Source organism: Roseibium sp. SCP14 (assembly GCF_040329475.1).
In the GTDB taxonomy this organism is placed as follows: domain Bacteria; phylum Pseudomonadota; class Alphaproteobacteria; order Rhizobiales; family Stappiaceae; genus Roseibium.
Genome location: NZ_JBDZYH010000005.1, coordinates 513790 through 535068, shown reverse-complemented (window position 1 = coordinate 535068; position 21279 = coordinate 513790). Strand labels below are relative to the sequence as shown.

The following is a 21279-nucleotide window of genomic DNA, read 5'->3' as shown; positions in this document are numbered from 1 at the left end:
ACCGGACCTTTGCTACCTCAAACTGTCGGGTCAATTCACCTGGTTGCGCAGCACTATCCGTTTGCTTAATTTGACAATATTTAACAAGGCAAATAAAAATGAACGGAGAAGCTGGAAGAAGCCGGTGGTCGCAGGCAAGCAAAGGACTGCAATTGACCGGACTTGCAATCGCCCCTGCTAAGGTCGGCTATCTAGAGAATGACGGGAAAAATCACCGATGAAACGCAGACCGTGACCCTGTCGGATCGACCACGCATCATTCATCGGTAATTGGAATTCGCTTGGAGGAGGAATCATGAGCAACATCAAGAATGCGATATTGGGAACCGCGCTTTTTGTACTCGGTGCATCGTCGGCCGTTGCCGCGGATTACGAGTTCAAACTTCACCATTTCCTGGGTGAAAAGGCTCCGGCCCATTCCAAGATGCTGGCGCCCTGGGCCAAGCAGGTTGAAGAAAATTCTGGCGGCAAGGTCGCAATTGAAATCTATCCGGCAATGACCCTGGGTGGCCGCCCGCCGGAGCTGATCAATCAGGTCCGCGACGGTGTTGTCGATCTGGTCTGGACCGTGAACGGGTATACGCCAGGCCTGTTCCCGCGTTCGGAGGTTTTCGAATTGCCGGGTGTTCACAAGAACGACACGGCGGCGACCAACCTGGCGCTGATGGATCTTTACGAAAGTGACCTGAAGGACGAGTACAAGGGTGTCGAAGTCATGTTCCTGCACGTCCATGCGGGGCAGGGCATTCACATGACCGACACGGAAGTACGCTCGCCGGCGGATCTGGAAGGCAAGAAGATGCGCATCCCGACCCGCACGGGGGCCTGGGTGATTGAAGCATTGGGCGCATCGCCGGTTGCCATGCCGGTTCCCGAACTGCCGCCCGCGCTGCAAAAGGGCGTCATCGACGGAGCCCTGATTCCGTGGGAGATCATTCCGCCGCTCAAGATCCAGGAACAGACCGAATTCCAGATCGAAGGCGCCGACAAGGAGCGCTTCGGCACCACCGTCTTCCAGGTTTCCATGAACAAGGATCGTTGGGAAAGTCTGCCGGATGACGTGAAGCAGGCCTTCAGGGATGCGTCCGGCAAGGACTGGGTCAAGCAGGTTGGAGACATCTGGGCAGGTGCGGATGACTTCGGCATTGGGCTCGCCACCAAGGCTGGCAACACGCACATCACGTTGACACCGGAAGAAACTGCCGTCTTCAACGAAACGCTTGCACCGGTTGTCGACCGCTGGGTCGAGGAAGTTTCCGAAAAAGGCATTGATGGGGCGGCTCTGGTCGACAAGGCCAAAGCTGCGGTTGCGAAGAACGCTTCGAACTGATGCCCGATATTCAACAGGAAAGCAGCTCCGGTTTCACCGGGGCTGCCAGTCGCCTGATAACCTTCTGGGCACTCCTGGGAGGCGGTGTCCTGCTCCTGGTGGTTGGCGTGAACATGCTGTCGATCATCGGTTCGATCTTCGGCGCGCCTTTTCCGGGTGACTTTGAATTGACCGAAGTCGGTGTTGCGGTCGCCGTCTTTGCGTTTCTGCCCTATTGCCAGCTTATCGGCGCAAATGTCTCGGCGGATATCTTCACCGCAGCCGCATCCAAGCGCACCATTGCGTTTTTCACGATGCTCGGGTCGCTGGTGGCCCTGGGCTTCGCCATTCTGCTTATCTGGCGCATGTATTACGGCATGCTTGACCAGAAGGAATACGACTACACCACGACGATCCTGCAGTTTCCGCACTGGATTGCATTTATCCCGATTCTCATCTCCCTGGCCTTGCTGGCACTAGCTGCCTTCGTGACGCTCATGCGTGACGTCAACGCGCTGTCGAAAGGATAAGAACAAGATGGCAGACGCTCTTCTGTTGGGGCTGGGCGGCCTTGCGGTGCTGATCTTCCTGATCGCGATCAGAATGCCGATTGCCTATGCCATGATCCTGGTTGGCGGTGTCGGCACTATGATGCTGAACGGGCCGGCGCTCGTACTGAGCCAGCTCAAGACCCTGGCTTACGGCCAGTTTTCCATCTACGACCTGTCGGTGGTGCCGATGTTCGTCCTGATGGGGGCTATTGCCTCCAAGACAGGGCTTAGTCAGGCCCTTTTCAGGGGAGCGAACGCGTGGCTCGGATGGTTGCGCGGCGGCACTGCCATGGCGGCAATTGCCGGATGCGCAGGTTTCGGTGCGGTCTGCGGGTCCTCGCTGGCAACCGCTTCCACCATGGGCAAGGTCGCCCTGCCGGAATTGCGCCGCTACAAGTATTCCGGCGCGCTGGCGACGGGGACCCTGGCCGCTGGCGGCGTTCTCGGCATCCTGATCCCGCCATCGGTTGTCCTCATCATCTATGCCATCATCGTCGAGGCGAACATCGTCACCATGTTCATGGCGGCGTTCCTGCCCGGACTGCTGGCAGTCGTTCTGTTCCTGCTGACAATTGCAATCTATGTGGCGATCAAGCCCGAGGCGGGACCTAAGGGTGGCACGCCCGATCGGACCGAGTTCGTCGAGGCCACGGCGGGAATGATCCCGGTCCTGATCATCTTCGGACTTGTCATAGGTGGCATCTATTTCGGTTTCTTCAACCCGACTCCAGCTGCTGCTGTCGGTGTGTTTCTTGTTCTCCTGTTCGGCCTGCTCCAAGGCAATTTGAGTGGGAAGGACCTGGTCGCCGCACTGAAGGAAACCGCGTCAACCTCCGGCATGATCTACCTGATCATACTTGGGGCGGAACTCTTGAAGATATTCATGTCACGGGTTGGTCTGCCGCAGCAGACCGCGACCTGGATTGCGGGCTCCGGTCTGGAACCGATGACGGTTCTCATTCTTCTGCTGGTTGCCCTGATCCTGCTTGGCTGCCTGATGGACAGCCTCTCCATGATCCTGCTGGTAATCCCGTTCTTCTGGCCGGTGCTGGTGGAAATCAATGGCGGGATCTATCAGGGTCCGGAGGGCGCCGGTTTCGGCATGAGCACAGAGGATCTGAAGATCTGGTTCGGTGTGCTGGCGTTGATCGTGGTTGAACTGGGGCTCATCACGCCGCCCGTCGGAATGAACGTCTTCGTGATATCTTCGCTTGCCCGCGACACGCCGATGATCGAGACCTTCAAGGGCGTTGCCCCCTTCTTCGGGGCTGAAATCGTGAGGGTTATTCTGCTGGTGAGTTTCCCGGCCCTGACATTGTGGTTACCGCAGATTTTGCGGTAGCAACGTTGCAAGAAATGAATCGGCCTCGAGAGTGATCTTGAGGCCGTTTTGCATTTTCCGGCCTGGCCCCTTGGGCAGCATCGGCGCTCAGTTGTACTTGGTTGGTCTGCAGCCACTATCTCAAGAAACGGCTATCGATTGAACTGGACTTCAATCCGGCAGATTGCGCTGAGCGAAGATCCGGGCTGACATTTCCTTGGCAGGCTCGACCACCTCTTTCGGATCCAGAGCTGTTCTCCAGTTAATCTCCAGGGGACTGACCTTGGCCAGGGCTTCGGCAAATGGCGCCGGATCTGCGGCTGCAGTGGCAACCAGGCTTTTTGCTTCAGATCTTGGAACCCCGTTCTTAGCCAGAATGAAACTTGCCGTTTCGGCCATCATCTCGGGATTGTTGTCCAGTGTTGCCAAGAGACGGTCAGGATGCGGCGCCAGGCTTTCGATGAGCCTTTGCGCATGGTTCAGGGCTGTGCCTGACGAGAGCAGCATTTGCGGCACAAACATCCATTCCAGCGGCCATCTGGAACCATCGCGTTCCTCTGCCGGGTCGGCAGCCGCCGCAAGACCCGCCTGTGCGGTGACCGCGATCCGATTGAGAACCCGGATCGTTTCCGCCTGAACCGGATTTGCCTTTTGAGGCATGGTCGAAGACCCTCCGCCGGTACCGCTGGCAACTTCCGCGATATCCGTCCGACCGAGCAGAATGAGATCACCTGCCATCTTGGAAAGCGCCGCGCAGATCTGCTGCAGCCATCCGGCCAGAGCCAGGATGGAGGAGCGGTTGACATGCCAGGATGGGCTTGGATGCAGATCGAGTTCTTCGGCCAGCTTCTTGAGGACGAGAGGACCCTCTGGAGCAATTGCCGAATTCACGCCGGAAGCGCCGCCGAACTGCACCTTCAGCACGGTTCCGCGGAGTTCTGGAAGAGCGGCTTCGATGTTGATCAACGGATGCGCCCATTGGGCGATGCGGTAGCCGAGCGTGATCGGTGTTGAAATCTGGCTGCGCGTTCTGCCCGCCAGAAGCTGGTCCGCGTGATGGTTGCTTTCCGTCTGCAGCGTGTCGATCAGCCGCTTGATCCGGGCTTCCAGAACGTCGAGACAGGAACGGATCTGCAGCACCTGCGCGGTGTCCATGACGTCTTGGGTGGTCGCTCCCCAATGAAGCCATTGCGCAGCTTCGCCGCCGACAAGCTGACGCAGCTGAGTGACAAGGGCCGGTATGGGGATACCTGCCGACTGGGTGCCAGCGCTCAACTGCCCGGGGTCGAGCGCGGCATTTTGAAGAGCCATGTCAATCTGTTCGGCCGCCTCGTGAGGAATCACGTTCAGGTGCCCCTGTACACGGGCAAGCACCCGCTCGAAGAGCACCATGTGAGCGACATCGCTCGCATCGTCGAGGAGCCGCGCAAGCTCCTCGTCGGCAAACAGCCCGGAATAGACCGGGCTCGAGAACAGAGATAAAGGCATGGCTCACACCATTGACTGTCAGCCCCCTATTGAGGGCCAGGATTGGAAGGGCGTCAAGCAGCCGTCCTGAGGTCCAGTATCTCTCGGGCCTGTTGCCAGGTGGCGACCGGCCTGTCGTATTTTTCACAAAGGTCCGCTGCCCGTTTCACCAGTGCCGCATTGGAAGGGGCAAGCGTGTCCCGGTCCAGGCGAACATTGTCTTCCAGGCCGGTACGGGTATGCCCTCCGGACGCTATGCACCACTCGTTGACGGTCAACTGATGCCGGCCGATTCCGGCAGCACACCACTCTGCATCCGGTGCCAGGCGTTCTACCGTCTTGATGTAATAGTCAAAGACATCGCGATCGACCGGCATGGCGTTTTTCACGCCCATGACGAACTGAACGTAGAGCTTGCCGGGAATGCGGCCATCGCGGTTCATGGCTGCCGCCTGATGAATGTGACTGAGATCGAAAGCTTCGATTTCCGGCTTAACCTCGTAGGTCCTCATTTCGCCGGCGAGCCAGTCCACAAGATCCGGCGGGTTCTCGTAAACCCGGGTCGGAAAGTTGTTCGAACCGACCGAAAGCGACGCCATGTCCGGCTTGAGCGGCAACATTCCGCCGCGCGCCTGTCCGGCTCCGGAGCGGCCGCCGGTCGAAAACTGGATGATCATGCCCGGGCAATGTTTTTCCAGCCCTTCCTTCAGACGGGCAAACTTCTCCGGATCGGAGGAGGGCGACTGATCGTCGTTGCGGACATGTACATGGGCAATTGATGCTCCGGCCTCGAACGCCTCGTGTGTACTTTCCACCTGTTCCGGCACGGATGTCGGCACTGCCGGATTGTTTTCCTTGGTTGCCACCGAGCCGGTAATGGCAACGCAGATAATACAGGGCTTGGTCATTTTGTTCTTTAACCCGATCAGATGTCGAAGAAGACCGTTTCGTCTTCTCCCTGCAACTTTATGTCGAAGCGGTAGACGGTCTTGCCGTCGCGCTCGGTTCTTTTGGCAAGCAGCGTCTTGCGGCGCCGTTCCCATTCGATCAGGTTTATCACAGGGTCGACCGCATTTGCTGCAGATTCGTCTTCGAAATAAAGCCTTGTGTGCAAACCGACATTTATGCCCCGGGCGACGATCCAGAGCGTGATATGCGGAGCCATCACCTTGCCGCTGCTTCCGGTCACAGATCCGGGCTTGATCGTCTCGAACGCCCATTCACCGGTTTCGAAATCGGTGATCACGCGGCCCCAGCCTCGGAAACCTTCTTCGACCTCGCCTGCATGTTCCGGGTGTGCGTAGAGACCGTCCGCGTTGGCTTGCCAGGCCTCCAGAAGCACATCCTTGATCGGAGAACCCATGCCGTCAATCACACAGCCCTCGATACGGATGCGTTCGCCTGCCGCGTTCGGACCGGCGATATCCCAGCCGAGTTCCTGCTTGTAGATGTCGAACCCTGCGGCACCTGGGGCCAGGCCGATATGAACATACGGACCGGCCGTCTGCGAGGGGGTCTCTTTCAGATAGTCAAGTTGCTGACGCATGATCAGTTTCCCTCAAGCCGGTTTTCAAACAATGTCGACCGGCGGCCACGCAGGACGATATCGAACTTATAGGCGATCGTATCGAGCGGGATCGTCGAATTCAGGTCAAGCCGGGCAACCAGCTGCTCGATTGCGTCCGGGTCCGGAATGGTGTTCACGATCGGGCACTTGGCGATGAGCGGATCCCCTTCGAAATAGCACTGGGTGATCAGGCGCTGCGCAAAGGCGGTTCCGAAGATCGACATGTGAACGTGGGCGGGCCGCCAGCTGTTCACCCAGTTTCGCCAGGGATAGGCGCCGGGTTTGACGGTCCGGAAATAATAGTAGCCGTTCTCATCCGTCAGAGTGCGGCCGCAGCCGCCGAAATTCGGATCGATGGGCGCCAGATAGGTGTCCTTCTTGTGCCGATACCGTCCACCGGCATTGGCCTGCCAGATCTCCACAAGCGTGTTTGGGACGGGCCTGGCATTTTCATCCAGCACTCGTCCATGAAGGATGATGCGCTCGCCGATCGGGCTTTCGCCCGGCTTCGCATAGTTACTCAGAAGGTCCTTGTCCAAAGGATCGATGTCGTTTTGCCCAAAGACCGGACCGGTGGTCTCACTGACCGTCGTTTCCAGACTGATCATCGAATATTGCGGCGAACGGGATACGCTCGTCTTGTAGTCCGGCGTCAAGGCCGGTGGCTGCCACTGCCGGTCCCGCTGATAGAAGGGGCCTGGTTTCATATTCCTCTCTCCCGTTTGAACCTGGCTTCAGCGGTCCGTCCGATGGATATCCTGTTCCATCTCCGCATAGGTTTCCTTGGCGATTTTAAGTGCCTGATTTGCACGCGGAACGCCCGCGTAAACGGCGACATGTTGAAAGGTTTCGAGCACATCCTGCTTGCTGGCACCTGTGCGTGCAGTGGCCCGGATATGCATGGCGATCTCCTCGAAATTGCCGAGCGCCGCGAGAAGGGCAAGCGTCAGCATGGACCGCTCCCGGCGGCTGATGCCGTCAGATGCCCAGACGGTTCCCCAGGCCCCTTCGGTGATCAGGGTCTGAAACGGTGCATCAAGATCGGTTTTTCCCGCTTCCGCGCGCTCCACGTGATCTTCTCCGAGAACGGCTTTCCGGACGACCTGGCCGCGTTCATAGCGTTCTGACATGGAGGTCCTCCTTCAGGAATGTCATGAGATGATTGGCAAAGAGTTCCGGCTTTTCTACGCAAGGCAGATGGCCGGCACCGGCTATCTCGACGAAGCGGCCGCCTGGAACGAGTTCTGCAGTCGCCCGCACCAGATCGGACGGACTTGCCAGATCGTCCGACCCGCCAATACCGAGAACGGGAAGTCTCAGGGTCGAGGTCGATCCCGTGAGATCGGTTCCGGCAATCGCCTCGCAGCAGCCGGTATAGCCTTCCACAGGCGTTCGGGTCAGCATGTGCCGCCAGCCTTGGCATTCATCGGTTTTCCGGAACTCTTCAGAAAACCAGCGCTCGAGAATGGCATCTGAGAGGCATTCGATCCCGCCTTGACGAATGCGTGCGACCCGGTCCTGCCACATGGTGGCCTGGCCCATCTTTGCCGCTGAGTTCGACAGCACCAGGCCTTTGACGGATTGCGGTTTCCGGCTTGCCAGAAGTTGCCCGATCATGCCGCCGATGGAAAGGCCGACAAATATGCACGAGGAAACACCGATATGCTCCAGGAGCTGTTCTGTGTCCTCGACAAGCTCTTCCATGGAGTAGGGACCCGCTGGACAGCTGGAAAGGCCGTGGCCGCGCTTGTCGAAGCGGATGAAGCGAAAATCCGTGTGCGGCAGAAGATAGATGATCTTGTCCCAGACCCGCAGATCGGTTCCGAGCGAATTTGCGAAAACGACAGGAAGTCCATTCGGGTCGCCGTCTTCGCGCCAATGCAGGTCAGTAGACTTTAGCCGGGCAATCTTCATCAGTAGGGCAGCCCGACATAGTTCTGCGCGAACCATTTCTGCGCAACTTCGTTGTAGTGCAGGGATTCAATTTCGGCGCGCTGCATTTTCAGGTCGAATTCCGACTGATCCGGGAACCGGTGAAGAAGGTTGGTCGTTGCCCAGCTGAACCGCTCGGCCTTCCACACGCGGGCAAGCGCCTTTTGCGAATAGTGATCGATGCCGTGCGTTTCGTTGTCCTGGAAGTATTGAACCAGCGCTTCATAAAGATAGTGAACGTCGGAGGCTGCCGTGTTCAGCCCCTTGGCGCCGGTTGGTGGCACGATATGCGCAGCATCGCCGCACAGGAACAGCCGTCCCCAACGCATCGGTTCGCTGACGAAAGATCTGAGCGGCGCGATGGATTTTTCGATCGACGGACCCGTCACCAGCTTGTCGGCAATCGCTTCAGGGACCCGCCGTTTAAGCTCGTCCCAGAAGTCCTCGTCGCTCCAATCTTCAACCTTGTCGGTCAATGCGCATTGCACGTAGTAGCGGGACAGGTTCTCGTTGCGCATTGAGCACAGGGCGAAACCGCGATCGGAATTCGCATAGATGAGCTCATCGTGGACCGGCGGGGTTTCGGACAGGATGCCGAGCCAGCCGAAGGGAAAGACCTTTTCGTAATCCTTGCGCACCGTGTCGGGAATGGTGGTACGGCTGACGCCGTGGAAACCATCGCAACCGGCGACAAAGTCACAGTCGATCCGTTGTTCCACACCGCCCGAGTTGAAGGTCACATACGGGGCGTCGCGGTCCGCATCACAGATCTGCACATCCTCGACCTCGAAGATGGTTCTGGCGCCAACGGCGTCCCGCGCATCATAAAGATCGTGGGTCAGTTCCGTTTGGCCGTAAACGATGACGTTCTGGCCGATCAACTTGTGAAAGTCGATATCGAACATTTCGTTTTCATAGGAGATGCAGGTGCCGTGATGGACAAAACACTCGCGGTCCATGCGCTCTGACACACCCGCCTCGCGCATCATGTTGACAAGACCGGTCTCGAGAATACCGGCCCGGATGCGGGCAAGAACATAGTCACGCGTCTTCCGTTCCAGAATAACGGTTTCAATACCCTTCCGGTGAAGCAGCTGCCCAAGCAGCAGCCCCGACGGGCCACCACCTATGATGACAACTTGAGTGCGCATGCGATCCTCCTCTGTTGCCTTCATATTGAATGTTCAAAATTGAGAAGTAAATTGAGTAAATGAGCCTCTTTGTTGCCAAAACAGGAAACTAATGTCAGCTTTGGCGCGAGCGTGAGAGGACGACGTGGGACACAGTCATGATTGATCGACGGATCAAATTCCGGCACATCCAGTGTTTTGTTGAGATTGCACAGGAACGCAGTCTGAAACTGGCCGCCGACAAGCTGTTCCTGACGCAGCCTGCTATCTCCAAAACTCTGAAAGAGCTTGAAGAGATCATTGGCGCCACGTTGATGACCAGAAACAGGGCAGGAATTGCGCTGACGAAACAGGGCAAGGTGTTCCTGCATTTTGCACAGATCTCCCTGGCAAGCTTGCAGCAGGGACTGGACGGCGTCGAAAAGGAAGGTGAGCATGCCCGGGCAACATTGAAGGTCGGTGCGCTTCCCAGCGTTGCCGCCAGTTTCATTCCACCGGTCATTCAGGAGTTTTCAGAGCTCGCTCCCAACGTCATGGTGCATATCATGGACGGTCCCCACGGCTACCTGATCGAGCGGCTGAAACTGGGGGAGCTGGATCTTGTCATCGGCCGTCTCGGACGCCCGGACTCCATGGAAGGTGTTTCCTTCACCCAGCTTTATTCGGAGCGGGTTGATCTTGTCGTTCGCACCGGCCATCCGCTTCTGAAGAACCCGGACGTCAAACGGATCGTCGACTGGCCGGTGATTTACCCACCCGAGGGATCCGCAATCCGGCCGCTTGTCGAGCGTTTCATGATTGCCAATGGTGTCGGTGAGATCCCGAACAGGATCGAGACGGTTTCAGGTGCCTTCGGCCGGCTTTACACACGACAGACGGATGCCGTCTGGATCATATCGTCGGGCGTGGTTCAGACCGAAACCAATGACGGCCACCTGGTACGCTTGCCCTTCGACAGCGACATCACCAAGGGACCGGTCGGGCTGATGACGCGACCGGACACGCAAGCAAGCGCGGAAGAACAGGTTTTCCGGCTTGCCGTGCAAACAGTGATCGACGAAATGCAGCTCAAGTCCTGAGTTGAACGACAGTGCTCTGCCATCGAAACACGCTTCTGCGGTGCCGGTCGCCGACCCCTCGCCAGGGGCAAGTGAGCCGGCTGTCCAACGCAGAGATTTCCAACCTGGAGTAGACGTCGGCGTCAGATCCCGAGCATCTGTCGGATCTGCTCCTGATCCGTATCGCCGCCCGCAAAATCGTCAAAGGCCTTGTCGGTGACTTCGATAATGTGGCTCTCGATGAACGGAGCCCCTTCGGCAGCCCCCTGTTCAGGAGACTTCAGGCAGCATTCCCATTCCAGAACCGCCCAGCTGTCATAGCCATATTGTGCCAGCTTGGAGAAGATGCCTGAAAAGTCGACCTGACCGTCTCCAAGAGACCGGAAACGTCCGGCGCGGTTCACCCAGCTCTGGTAGCCGGAATAAACACCCTGCCTTCCATCCGGATTGAATTCGGCGTCTTTCACGTGATAGGCGCAGATGCGTTCGTGATAGATGTCGATGAAGGCCAGATAGTCCATCTGCTGCAGCAGGAAATGCGACGGATCATAGTTGATGCGGCAGCGGCCGTGTCCTCCGAGCGCCTCTAGGAACATCTCGAAGGTCGCCCCGTCGAAGACATCTTCACCCGGATGGATCTCGTAACCGATATCGACGCCGTGATCCTCGTAAGTGTCCAGGATGGGTTTCCATCGTCTTGCAAGTTCCGCAAACGCCTCTTCAACAAGTCCCGCTGGCCGCTGCGGCCAGGGATAGAGGTAAGGGAAAGCCAGAGACCCTGTGAAGCTGACGGACGTATCGAGCCCCAGGTTGCGGCTCGCCTTGGCCGCCTTCTTCATCTGGTCGACGGCCCATTCCTGCCGGGCCTGCGGATTGCCATGAAGATGCGCAGGCGCGAAGCCGTCGAAAGCGAGGTCATAGGCCGGATGAACGGCGACGAGCTGTCCCTGCAGATGGGTGGACAGCTCGGTTATTTCGACGCCGGCGTCTGCACAGATCCCCTTGATCTCGTCGCAATAAGCCTGGCTTTCAGAAGCCTTGTCCAGATCGAACAGCCGGCCGTCAAAGGAGGGTATCTGGATACCCCTGTAGCCGAGATCCGCAGCCCATTTTGCAATGGCGGGCAACGAGTTGAACGGAGCCTCGTCCCCTGCGAACTGGGCCAGAAAAAGAGCAGGTCCTTTGATCCGTCCGGCCATATGTTTGTCCCCTCGTTAGACAGAATTGAAGTAGTATTGGATCATTTGCGCGGCGGACCTTTCCGCTCTGCGGAAGCGGCCCACAGATTGATGTCGGCGTCGCGCGTCTTTGCCGCGATTTCCTCAAGTTCGGCATCCGTGAAGTCGAGATTGGCAACTGCACCGACGCAATCTTCCACCTGTTCTTTCCGGCTGGCACCGATGAGTGCGGTCGTCACGCGGCCACGGCGCAGGACCCAGGCCAGAGCCATTTGGGCAAGTGTCTGACCACGCTTTTGTGCGATCTCGTTGAGGTCCCGGATCGTCGCCAGATTTTCCTCGTTCAGGAACTGGTTTTTCAGCGACTTGCCCTGCGTTGCCCGGCTTCCTTCCGGAATGCCGCCCAGATACTTGCTGGTCAGCATGCCTTGGGCAAGCGGGGAAAAGGCGATCGAACCGATGCCGAGATCTTCAAGCGTATCCAGCAAACCGTCTTCTTCCACCCAGCGGTTGATCATCGAATAACTTGGCTGGTGGATCAGACAGGGCGTGCCCAGTTCCTTCAAGATGGCGGCCGCTTCACGTGTCCGCTTCGAATTGTAGGACGAAATGCCGACATAAAGCGCGCGGCCTGAACGGACGATGTGGTCAAGTGCCATCATGGTCTCTTCCAGCGGCGTGTCCGGATCGAAGCGATGCGAATAGAAGATGTCGACATAGTCGAGACCCATCCGCTTCAGGGACTGGTCGCAGGACGCGATCAGGTATTTGCGGCTGCCCCATTCTCCATATGGGCCGGGCCACATTTCGTAACCCGCCTTTGAGGAAATGATCATTTCGTCCCGATAGGGCGCGAAATCAGTTCGCAATAGCTCACCGAAGGCCTGTTCGGCAGCTCCCGGTTTCGGCCCGTAGTTGTTGGCCAGGTCGAAATGTGTGATCCCGAGATCGAACGCCGTGCGAGCAATTTCTCGCTTGCGCTCATGAGGTGTGTCGTCGCCGAAATTGTGCCACAGGCCGAGCGAGATGACCGGGAGTTTCAGTCCCGATCTCCCGCAACGGCGATATTCCATAGTGTCGTAGCGCGTCTGCGCAGCGGTCCAGGTCATTATGTCTCCGATTGTGCCAGGAGGTCCTTTGCCGCTTGTGGTCCAAGAGCCTCGGGACGCTCGCATGTGGTGAGAATATCTTTGTACTCACCCGTTTCACCGGAAGCGAGGATTGATGTCATCACATCTACGACATGCAGGGAAAATTCCAACGAGCAGCGATGTGGCCGTCCGTCGAGAATGGCCTGGGCCATGTCCGCAAGACCGGCCGTCCGGTAATTGGCATTGCTGCCGTCATTGGCCACAGAGAATGGATGGTCCCAATTTTCGGAGATATTGACGAAGCTGCTCTTCTCGGTGAGCCGCACTTCGCCGCCGAAGAAGTTCGGGTCCGGAACGTGCAGCGTCCCTTCGCGACCATAAAGCTCCATATTGGAATGGCCATGCTGCCACACGTCCCAACTTGCGCAATAGGTAACCTGGGCGCCCGAGTCGAATTGCATGATCGCGTGGATCGTGGTCGGGGTCTCGACCTTGATCTTTTCGCCATTACGAGGCTGGGAAGTGATTGTCCGGTATTCCGAACCGGATGAACTCATCGCCGTGACCCTTTTGACGGGGCCCAGCAACTGCACCAGGTTGGAAATGTAGTAGGGGCCGAGGTCGAGGATCGGTCCACCGCCGGGCTGGAAGAAAAAGTCCGGGTTCGGATGCCACATTTCCATGCCGGGGCTCTGCACGAAACAGGTACCCGAAGTTACCTGACCGACAGCACTGGTGTCGACGAGGTAACGGGCAAGCTGATGTGCGCCTCCCAGGAAGGTGTCCGGGGCGGAGCCGACCCGGAGACCCTTTTCCCTTGCGATGGATGCAAGCGCCTGACCTTCTTCGACGCTCAGGACAAAGGGCTTTTCCGAATAAACGTGTTTGCCCGCGTTCAGAATGTTGCGAGAGACTTCGAAATGTGCCGCCGGGATTGTGAGGTTGACGATGATGTCGATGTCATCGGCAGTGAGAAGTCCGTCAACGGTTTCCGCGCGCAGGTTGAATTCCTCGGCACGGTTTTTCGCCGCGGCCTCATTAAGGTCGGCGCAGGCACGAACCTCGATGCCACGGAACAGCGGCGCGAGGCGCATGTAGGCAGCCGAGATGTTGCCGCATCCAAGGATGCCGATCCCAAGTGTCTTGCTCATGATGTGTCCTTAGTAGGTGCGGAATGCTTCGATGGAGCGTTTTGCGAAACGGTCGAAGTCGGACGGTTTGTCGTGTTCCATGACAAACAGGTCGACACCGATCTTGCGCAATGCACCCATGATGGCTTTCCAATCCATAGTGCCATGGCCGACGTCGGCCCAGCCGTCTTCGTCCGCGCATTCGCCTTCCGGGGCAATGTCCTTCACGTGGGCTGTGGTGATCCTGTCGGCATAACGATTGATCCAGTCCATCGGATCCTGACCGCCGCGAACGATCCAGGCGATATCGGCTTCCCATTCGATTGACGGTGCAGCCTCAAGCAAAATCTCCATCGGCAGACGGCCGTCGGCACAGGCAAAGAACTCAAAATCGTGATTGTGCCAGCCAAACCTCAGGCCGGCATCGCGAACCTTGTTGCCGATGACTTCCAGGCGCTCACCCACCGACTGCCAGGCTGCTGCATTGGCGGCCCGCTGGTCCGGTGGAAGAGCCGGGCAGAACAGGCGCTTCATACCGAGTGTCTTTGCAGTCTCCAGGACCTTTTCCAGATCGTCCTCGAATTGCTCCATCGGGAAAAAGTGACCGGAAGGCATTGTCAAGGCGTTCTTGTCGAGCAGTTCCCTGAAAGCTGGAGCATTCTCGTAAGCTCCGCCAAATCCCTCCACCTGGGTATAACCAAGTTCGGAAAGGCGTTCGAGCACCATTTGCCACGGAGTGAAGTCGCGGGCGGAATAAAGTTGAAATGAAACATCCATAGGTGTGTTCCTGAAAGTTGAGAGGGAACCGGTCAGATCCGGTTTTCGGTTTTCTTGTCGAAGAGATTGGCGCGCGCAGGGTCAAAGCCCACCGTGAGGTTGTCGCCGTGATCCACGGAAGCCTGGCCGTCCATGCGCACCCAAAGCGTGTTGCCTTCTGCTGAGACGCGCGCGAGCGTGTCAGAGCCGAGCGGCTCCACCAGTTCCACCTGGCTGTTGAAGCTTATTTTCGCCTGCTCTGCCTCGGGCCCGCTGACCATGTGTTCAGGCCGGATGCCGAACCAGGCGGGGCCAGACGCGGACACTTCGCCCGAGAACTCGTAGCCTTCCAGCGGGAAGGTCCGGTCTCCCGTCGTGAAGCTTGGTGCGATTGCAGTATCAAGATGCCCGTCAAAGAAGTTCATGGTCGGAGACCCGATAAACTCGGCGACATACTTGTTGGCGGGCCGGTTGTAGATCTCGTTCGGAGAGGCAAGCTGAAGAATCTGACCGCCGCGCATGATGGCGATGCGGTCGGCCAGCGTCATGGCCTCGATCTGGTCATGGGTGACGTAGATCATCGTGTTGCTGAGCTTCTGGTGAAGCTGCTTGATCTCCACCCGCAGGTCGGCCCGCAGTTTTGCATCCAGGTTGGACAGCGGTTCGTCAAACAGAAAGACATCGGCGTCACGGACCAGTGCCCGTCCGATGGCGGCCCGCTGCCGCTGTCCACCGGAAAGCGCTGCCGGTTTGCGGTCGAGCAGGGGTTCTATCTGCAGGATCTTGGCTGCGCGGTTCACACGCTCCGCAATCTCGGTCTTTGGCAGACCTGCGTTCTTCAGGCCGAAGCTCAGATTGCCCGCAACGGTCATCTGAGGGTAAAGCGCATAGCTCTGGAAGACCATGCCGATACCCCGTTGCGAAGGCTCTTCCCAGGTGACATTGCGTCCGCCGATGAAGATCTGACCGTCGCTGACATCCAAGAGGCCCGCGATGCAGTTGAGCAAGGTGGACTTGCCACATCCGGAAGAGCCGAGCAGCACGAGGAATTCGCCTTGCCCGACATCCAGGTTCAGGTCCTTCAAAACGTCCAGGGCGCCAAAGCTCAAGGTGAGGTTTTTGATAGCGATACTTGGTTGCATGGGACTAGCCTTCAGCCTTTCACGGCGCCTGCCGCGATACCGCGGACAAAGAGTTTTCCGGAGATGAAGTAGATGGTGAGCGGAACAAGGCCGGTCAGGATGGTGGCGGCCATGTTGACGTTGTATTCCTTCACCCCTTGCGTCGAGTTCACGATGTTGTTGAGCTGCACCGTCATCGGGTAGAGATCCGGTTTCGTGTAGATCACGCCGAAGAGGAAGTCGTTCCAGATGCCGGTGACCTGCAGGATCATTGCGACGACGAAGATCGGCAGGCTCATGGGCACCATGATCTGGAAGTAGATTGCCCAGAATCCGGCGCCGTCAACACGGGCGGCCTTGAACAGCTCCTGCGGCACGGATGCAAAATAGTTGCGGAACAGCAGCGTCAGGATCGGCATGCCGAAAATGGTGTGCACGATCACCAACCCGGTCAGGCTTCCATACAGTCCGATTTCACGCAGCATGATCACGATCGGATAAATCATCACCTGATAGGGAATGAAGGCGCCGACGATCAGGATCGTGAAAAAGGTCTCCGATCCCTTGAAACGCCAGTTGGCGAGCGCATAGCCATTCACCGAAGCGATGATGATCGACAGAATGACGGAAGGCACAAGGATCCGTACCGAATTGAAGAACCCTCGGGAAAGACCGTCACAGTTCAGACCGGTGCAGGCTTCGGCCCAGGCTTTGACCCAGGGCTGGAAGGTGATCTCGACCGGTGGAGAGAAAATGTTGCCGAGCCGGATTTCCGGCATTCCCTTCAATGACGTCACGATCATGACGTAGAGCGGCAGCAGATAGTAGAGCGACACGACGATAAGCGTGCCGTAGATCATGATGTTCCGGCGCGAGATCATCTTGCGCGGCTTGGGACCGCGCGGACCGGTCATGGTGTCCTTGACGGGAGCAAGCTCGATCCCGGAGGAAATGCGTTCCATGTTACCCACGGCGTTTGCCTCCGAATTCGAGATAGGCCCACGGAATGACAATGATGGCGACCGTCAGAAGCATCATCGTTGAGGCGGCAAAGCCCTGGCCGAGGTTCTGCGACAGGAACATCGCATCGTAGACATATTTGGCCGGCACTTCGGAAGAGATGCCCGGCCCGCCGCCGGTCTGGGCGACCACCAGATCGTAGACCTTGATGATGCCGGAGGCGACGAGGACGATGGCGGTGATGAAAATGCCGCGCATCATCGGAATGACGATGAAGATATAGGTCTTCCACATGGGGATTCCGTCGATCTTCGCCGCCTTCCAGATGTCTTCATCGATACCGCGAAGTCCTGCCAGCATGAGGCACATGATCAAGCCGGTTCCCTGCCACAGCCCCGCAATCAGAATGCCGTAGATCACGATGTCCGGGTTGTAGAGCGGATCGAAGGAAAAGCTCTCCCATCCGAGACTGCGCACCACGTGCTGGATGCCGAAATCCGGGTTGAGGATCCATTGCCAGGCAAGACCGGTCACGATGAAGCTCAAGGCGAACGGATAAAGCAGAATTGTACGGAACGTGTCTTCGAACCGGATCTTCTGGTCAAGCAGGGCCGCGAGTACGAAGCCGATTACCAGGGAAAAGATCAGCGAAAAACCTCCGTAAATGGCCAGATTCTCGATTGAGATGAGCCATTTGCTGCTGTTCCAGAGACGTTCGTATTGGGCAAATCCGACGAATTTTTCCTTTGGCAGGAGTTTTGAACTGGTGAAGGAGTAAAGAACCGTCCAGGCGGTCCCGCCGATGAAGACCACCATAGCGGTGGTGATCATCGGAATTGCCGCTATCTTGGCACTCAAGTTACGGTGCCATCTAGCTGGGCCCGTTGTTGCCGCCATGCTTCAGATTTCCTTGTCGATATTCGGTCCGATAGTTACTTCGGCGTTCCCTGCGCGCATTGCTGCGCACAGGGCTGGAGGACGCCGTCCCTCTGCAAGCCCCACTAGCTCGGGACGACGGCACGCATGGAGGTATCAGTCAGCGTTGCCGATGATCGATGCAAACAGTGCCTGCGCATCTTCTGCCGACATGGACGGGTTGTTGAAGAACTCCACGAAGAGGTCGTTGACCTGGGCAATGCTGTCTGCGGACATCAGCTGATCCGGACCTGGAATGATGTTGCCCTTGGAAAGGATGTCCAAACCTTTGCGCATGCAGTCATTTGCCGCGGTTAGGTCCACGTCTCCGCGCACCGGAAGCGAGCCCTTTTTCAGGTTGAAGGCGACCTGGGTTTCGGGAGAAATCATGACCTTGGCCAGCTCTCCCTGGGCCGCGGTAATTGCCGGGTCGTCCACTTTCGGGAAATAGAAGGCATCGCCGCCGGTCATGATGACTTCGTTGACGCCAAGACCGGGAAGACAGGTGTAGTCCTTTCCGGCCACCTGTTCGGCCACCTGAAACTCTCCCTGTGCCCAGTCGCCCATGATCTGACCGCCGGCCTTGCCGGTGATGACCATGTTGGTGGCATCGTTCCAGGCCTGAACGTTGGAGTTCTTCGCCATGTCGCGAGCGACTGCGGCAGCCTGGAAGATCTTCGCAAGCTCCGGTCCGGCTGCGAGGTCGGCATCCTTGTCGCCAAAGACCTGCGTGTAGGTTTCGGGCCCGGCCAGTGCGACCAGCAGAACCTGGAAGGCGAGGGTGGTTTGCCACGGTTGCTGGCCCATTGCCAGCGGAACAATTCCTGCTTCTTCCAGTTTCGGAGCGGCGGCAACAAACTCGTCCCAATTGCTCGGGACCGGGATGCCGAGGTTTTCGTAGACCGAGTTGTTCAGCCAAAGCCATTGCTGAGAGTGAATATTGACCGGTACACAGAAGATTTTGCCGTCAAGCGTGCAGCTGTCGAGCAGACTTTTCGGAAAGACGATTTCGTCCCACTTTCCTTCCGCGGCAACGTCGGACAAGTCGCGCATCAATCCTGCTTCAACCAGTTCCTCTGCCTGGCGGCCATGGTTGAATTGCGTGGCGCCCATCGGATCGCCGCCGGTGATGCGGCTGATCATGATCGGGCGGGCCGTTCCGCCGGAACCTGCAATTGCGCCGTCGACCCATTTGTTGCCGGTGGCGTCGAAGGCTTTCGCGAATTCGGCAACAGCGGCGGCTTCACCGCCCGATGTCCACCAGTGGGTTACTTCCAGATCGGTCGCATTTGCTGCGCTTGCTGCGCAAAGTGCTGTTGTCGCCGCAAAGACTGCGCGTAGTGCTTTCATATCTTCCTCCCACCGAACAAGAAACGTTCGATTGTCCTCACATGCAGCCGATGCTGCATATTTGTAATCGATTACATTTGGTTGTGTATATACATGTAATCGATTACATTTATCATTCTCGGGAATTGGCCTTGTGTCAACCCGGAATGTAGGAAATGAAGAAAGTCAAAAGATGCCGGAGAGGGTGTTGTCTCAAAAAAGCATTAGAATTCGAGATGTTGCCAAGGAGGCGGGGGTGTCGACAGCGACCGTCAGTCGTGCGCTCAGCAACCCTGAACTTCTCACTGAAGCAACCCGCGAAGTCGTTTTTGCCGCGATCCGCTCAACCGGTTATAGGGTAAACAAGGCCGCACGAAACTTGAGAACGCGTCAGGCAGGGGCGGTTCTCGTCCTCGTTCCCAACCTGGGCAATCCGTTTTTCTCGCAGATATTGGCTGGCATGAGCGAGTGCTTTGGTGACAGCGACACCTCCGTGCTGATTGCAGATACGAAGGATCAGGCACAATCGGGAAAACTGTTTGTCGACTATTTCCTGGATTCCCAGGTGGATGGCATGATCTGTCTGGATGGAGGACTGTCAGGCCACGAGCTACGGCAATTCAGCGACAACGGCCTGTCTGATCGGATCATTTTTGCCTGTGAGTGGGTCCATGACACCTGCCTTCCTTCCGTGCGCAGCGACAATGCTCGCGGCGCAAGGCTTGCCGTGCAGCACCTGTTCGATCTGGGACATCGCAAAATCGCACACGTAACCGGACCTCAGGAGAATGTCCTCACCCACGCAAGGCGAGAGGGAATGCTGGCCGAGCGGGCACGCCTGGAATTGCCTGTCAAGGACGACTGGATAATCCGCGGAGACTTTTCCCTGGAATCCGGCCGCCAGGCAGCGGAAAGGATCATCGCGATGGAACACCGCCCGACTGCCGTCTTTTGTGCTTCGGACCAGGTGGCATTCGGTCTCATGTCCACCTTGAGCGCCAATGGCTTGCGTGTGCCGGAGGATATTTCGGTCGTTGGTTTCGACGATATCGAACTCTCAGAATATTACGTTCCCGCCCTGACGACCATCCGGCAGGACAGGCGTGCGCTTGGGAGAAAGGCAGCAACGTTGCTCATGGAATGCATTGATCCGGAGCCGGTTGCGCTGGCCGAACGTACGGCTCCGGTTGTGGTCGACGTCGAACTTGTCGTTCGGCAAAGCGCTGCACCTCCGGCCGGCTGATTACGTTTTGGTTCTTCTCCAGGAAGATCCATGAATCTTGCAATGGCCTGGGAAGTGATGTGGACATCAGTGCTGTTTAGGACGTCTCTCTGTCCGCAAGTGTATTTTGGACCCTACGTAAGGTTTTGTGTGAATTCTTGTAGCTTTGCCGATCTTGTGGCCGGTTGAATCTCTTGGAGAAGTTGTATCTCGGTTGTGTACGAGTGACGAAGTGGGGAGGATGGGTAATTATTGCCCATGGGTAAATAATTCACATCAACTGTGCGTTTTACATTTGCCTTGATTTTGCCTTTTTCTTTGTTTCGTTCAATTTGATTACATTTTCATTGTAATTTATCCCATCCATTTAGTCTTTAATTAACTTGAATGAGGCATTCTGGAAAACACGAGTAAATTTTGGTGGTAAAAATGCGGATTCTGGCCGTCAGTCTAGCCCTGTCGTTTTGCGCGATGTTTATGCAACCGGAAAGCGCCCGGGCACAATCCGAGCTCAATGTCGTTGGGACCGGTGATGGTCTTGAGATGCTTCGGGAAATCGGTGAAGGCTTCGGCGAAGAGCATCCCGAAATCAAATTGTCCATACCGCCAAGCATCGGGTCCGGAGGCGGCATTGCTGCCGTCAGTTCTGGTACGGAGCGCCTTGGCCGGGTTGCGCGACCGCTGAAGGAAAGCGAAGTCGAGTATGGACTGGTTTACCTGCCCATCGCGAAGATTCCGAGCGCCATATTTGCACACCCGTCGACGGGGATCGAGGAGCTTTCCAGCGAAGACCTCGTCAAGGTCTATTCAGGCAAAATCAGGAACTGGTCCGAACTGGGCGGCGCTGATCTGCGTGTTCGTCTCGTTCGCCGGGAAGATGCGGACAGCACATTGCAGGTGTTGCGAGCTTCCATGCCAGGCTGGAGCGACCTTGAAATGTCCCGGCGTTCCAAAACCGCGTTGACAACCCAGGACGCGATTTCGACGGCGAGAGACGAGAAAGGGGCGATCGCATTCGGTCCTTATTCCCGCCTGCTTGAAGATGACCTGTCGGTTATTCGGATCAACGGTGCGCATCCGACCGACGACAACTATCCAAGCGCCGTGACGCTGGCCCTGATCTACAAGGACGGCACCCTCGACGATCAGATGAAAGCTTTCATTGAGTTCAGTCAGTCAGACAAGGCTCACGAACTGATGAAGAATTACGGTGGTGTGCCCGTCAAGAACTAGCACTCTGGC

General features: G+C 57.3%; 21 protein-coding genes. 6 read left to right on the top strand and 15 right to left on the bottom strand.

Annotated features, from left to right (window positions below; genetic code table 11):
- The first annotated feature begins 295 nt into the window (after nucleotides 1-295).
- The 3 genes from ABLQ08_RS22550 to ABLQ08_RS22540 are packed head-to-tail and all read left to right on the top strand — an operon-like array spanning nucleotide 296 to nucleotide 3202.
- The gene (locus ABLQ08_RS22550) at nucleotides 296-1330 is read left to right on the top strand and encodes a TRAP transporter substrate-binding protein (protein WP_352946696.1); all 1035 of its coding nucleotides are present in this window, start codon (nucleotides 296-298) and stop codon (nucleotides 1328-1330) included.
- Complete coding sequence (locus ABLQ08_RS22545) at nucleotides 1330-1839, top strand: TRAP transporter small permease (protein ID WP_352946694.1); 510 nt, start codon at nucleotides 1330-1332, stop codon at nucleotides 1837-1839. The genes ABLQ08_RS22550 and ABLQ08_RS22545 overlap by 1 nt, the downstream gene beginning before the upstream one ends.
- Nucleotides 1840-1846: 7 nt before the next feature.
- Nucleotides 1847-3202, top strand: a complete 1356-nt coding sequence (locus ABLQ08_RS22540; protein WP_352946692.1) for a TRAP transporter large permease — start codon at nucleotides 1847-1849, stop codon at nucleotides 3200-3202.
- A gap of 150 nt (nucleotides 3203-3352) precedes the next feature.
- Here ABLQ08_RS22540 and ABLQ08_RS22535 read toward each other — a convergent pair whose 3' ends face one another.
- The 7 genes from ABLQ08_RS22535 to pobA are packed head-to-tail and all read right to left on the bottom strand — an operon-like array spanning nucleotide 3353 to nucleotide 9298.
- The gene (locus ABLQ08_RS22535; protein WP_352946690.1) at nucleotides 3353-4669 is read right to left on the bottom strand and encodes a lyase family protein; all 1317 of its coding nucleotides are present in this window, start codon (nucleotides 4667-4669) and stop codon (nucleotides 3353-3355) included.
- Between the two features lie 53 nt (nucleotides 4670-4722).
- Nucleotides 4723-5556, bottom strand: coding sequence for a 3-keto-5-aminohexanoate cleavage protein (locus ABLQ08_RS22530; RefSeq protein WP_352946687.1), 834 nt, complete (start codon nucleotides 5554-5556; stop codon nucleotides 4723-4725).
- 17 nt (nucleotides 5557-5573) lie between these two features.
- Entirely contained in the window at nucleotides 5574-6194 is a 621-nt protein-coding gene (gene pcaG, locus ABLQ08_RS22525; protein ID WP_352946685.1) for a protocatechuate 3,4-dioxygenase subunit alpha, read from the bottom strand.
- A 2-nt stretch (nucleotides 6195-6196) separates the two neighbouring features.
- Complete coding sequence (gene pcaH / locus ABLQ08_RS22520) at nucleotides 6197-6922, bottom strand: protocatechuate 3,4-dioxygenase subunit beta (RefSeq protein WP_352946682.1); 726 nt, start codon at nucleotides 6920-6922, stop codon at nucleotides 6197-6199.
- A 27-nt stretch (nucleotides 6923-6949) separates the two neighbouring features.
- Nucleotides 6950-7345 carry a 4-carboxymuconolactone decarboxylase gene (gene pcaC, locus ABLQ08_RS22515; RefSeq protein WP_352946679.1) on the bottom strand — a complete coding sequence of 132 codons (396 nt, stop codon included), beginning with the start codon at nucleotides 7343-7345 and terminating at the stop codon, nucleotides 6950-6952.
- Nucleotides 7329-8129 (bottom strand): 3-oxoadipate enol-lactonase, encoded by an 801-nt coding sequence (gene pcaD, locus ABLQ08_RS22510; RefSeq protein WP_352946676.1) that lies wholly within the window; start codon nucleotides 8127-8129, stop codon nucleotides 7329-7331. The genes pcaC and pcaD overlap by 17 nt, the downstream gene beginning before the upstream one ends.
- Complete coding sequence (gene pobA / locus ABLQ08_RS22505; protein ID WP_352946673.1) at nucleotides 8129-9298, bottom strand: 4-hydroxybenzoate 3-monooxygenase; 1170 nt, start codon at nucleotides 9296-9298, stop codon at nucleotides 8129-8131. The genes pcaD and pobA overlap by 1 nt, the downstream gene beginning before the upstream one ends.
- Before the next feature lie 137 nt (nucleotides 9299-9435).
- On the opposite strand from pobA, the gene pcaQ reads away from it, so the two are divergent.
- Nucleotides 9436-10356 (top strand): pca operon transcription factor PcaQ, encoded by a 921-nt coding sequence (gene pcaQ / locus ABLQ08_RS22500; RefSeq protein WP_352946670.1) that lies wholly within the window; start codon nucleotides 9436-9438, stop codon nucleotides 10354-10356.
- A 122-nt stretch (nucleotides 10357-10478) separates the two neighbouring features.
- On the opposite strand, the gene ABLQ08_RS22495 is transcribed toward pcaQ, so the two are convergent.
- The 8 genes from ABLQ08_RS22495 to ABLQ08_RS22460 all read right to left on the bottom strand — a co-directional run bounded on the left by ABLQ08_RS22495 (nucleotide 10479) and on the right by ABLQ08_RS22460 (nucleotide 18836).
- On the bottom strand, nucleotides 10479-11534 hold the full coding sequence (locus tag ABLQ08_RS22495; protein WP_352946667.1) for a sugar phosphate isomerase/epimerase family protein: 1056 nt from the start codon (nucleotides 11532-11534) through the stop codon (nucleotides 10479-10481).
- Between the two features lie 41 nt (nucleotides 11535-11575).
- Nucleotides 11576-12622 (bottom strand): L-glyceraldehyde 3-phosphate reductase, encoded by a 1047-nt coding sequence (gene mgrA / locus ABLQ08_RS22490; RefSeq protein ID WP_352946665.1) that lies wholly within the window; start codon nucleotides 12620-12622, stop codon nucleotides 11576-11578.
- Nucleotides 12622-13755, bottom strand: coding sequence for a Gfo/Idh/MocA family protein (locus ABLQ08_RS22485; RefSeq protein WP_352946662.1), 1134 nt, complete (start codon nucleotides 13753-13755; stop codon nucleotides 12622-12624). The genes mgrA and ABLQ08_RS22485 overlap by 1 nt, the downstream gene beginning before the upstream one ends.
- A 9-nt stretch (nucleotides 13756-13764) precedes the next feature.
- Nucleotides 13765-14511 (bottom strand): sugar phosphate isomerase/epimerase family protein, encoded by a 747-nt coding sequence (locus ABLQ08_RS22480; protein ID WP_352946660.1) that lies wholly within the window; start codon nucleotides 14509-14511, stop codon nucleotides 13765-13767.
- Nucleotides 14512-14543: 32 nt separating this feature from the next.
- Nucleotides 14544-15632, bottom strand: coding sequence for an ABC transporter ATP-binding protein (locus tag ABLQ08_RS22475; protein ID WP_352946657.1), 1089 nt, complete (start codon nucleotides 15630-15632; stop codon nucleotides 14544-14546).
- An 11-nt stretch (nucleotides 15633-15643) separates the two neighbouring features.
- Nucleotides 15644-16573: a carbohydrate ABC transporter permease gene (locus ABLQ08_RS22470; RefSeq protein ID WP_352946871.1), complete on the bottom strand. Its 930-nt coding sequence runs from the start codon at nucleotides 16571-16573 to the stop codon at nucleotides 15644-15646.
- Nucleotide 16574: 1 nt separating this feature from the next.
- A complete protein-coding gene (locus ABLQ08_RS22465; protein ID WP_352946655.1) occupies nucleotides 16575-17468 on the bottom strand; it encodes a carbohydrate ABC transporter permease in 894 nt (297 codons plus the stop codon).
- 135 nt (nucleotides 17469-17603) lie between these two features.
- Entirely contained in the window at nucleotides 17604-18836 is a 1233-nt protein-coding gene (locus tag ABLQ08_RS22460; RefSeq protein ID WP_352946652.1) for an ABC transporter substrate-binding protein, read from the bottom strand.
- Nucleotides 18837-19008: 172 nt separating this feature from the next.
- Between ABLQ08_RS22460 and ABLQ08_RS22455 the strand changes: the two genes are divergently transcribed.
- Nucleotides 19009-20058, top strand: a complete 1050-nt coding sequence (locus ABLQ08_RS22455; protein WP_352946650.1) for a LacI family DNA-binding transcriptional regulator — start codon at nucleotides 19009-19011, stop codon at nucleotides 20056-20058.
- Nucleotides 20059-20466: 408 nt separating this feature from the next.
- Nucleotides 20467-21270 carry a PstS family phosphate ABC transporter substrate-binding protein gene (locus ABLQ08_RS22450; RefSeq protein WP_352946649.1) on the top strand — a complete coding sequence of 268 codons (804 nt, stop codon included), beginning with the start codon at nucleotides 20467-20469 and terminating at the stop codon, nucleotides 21268-21270.
- Nucleotides 21271-21279 lie beyond the last annotated feature (9 nt).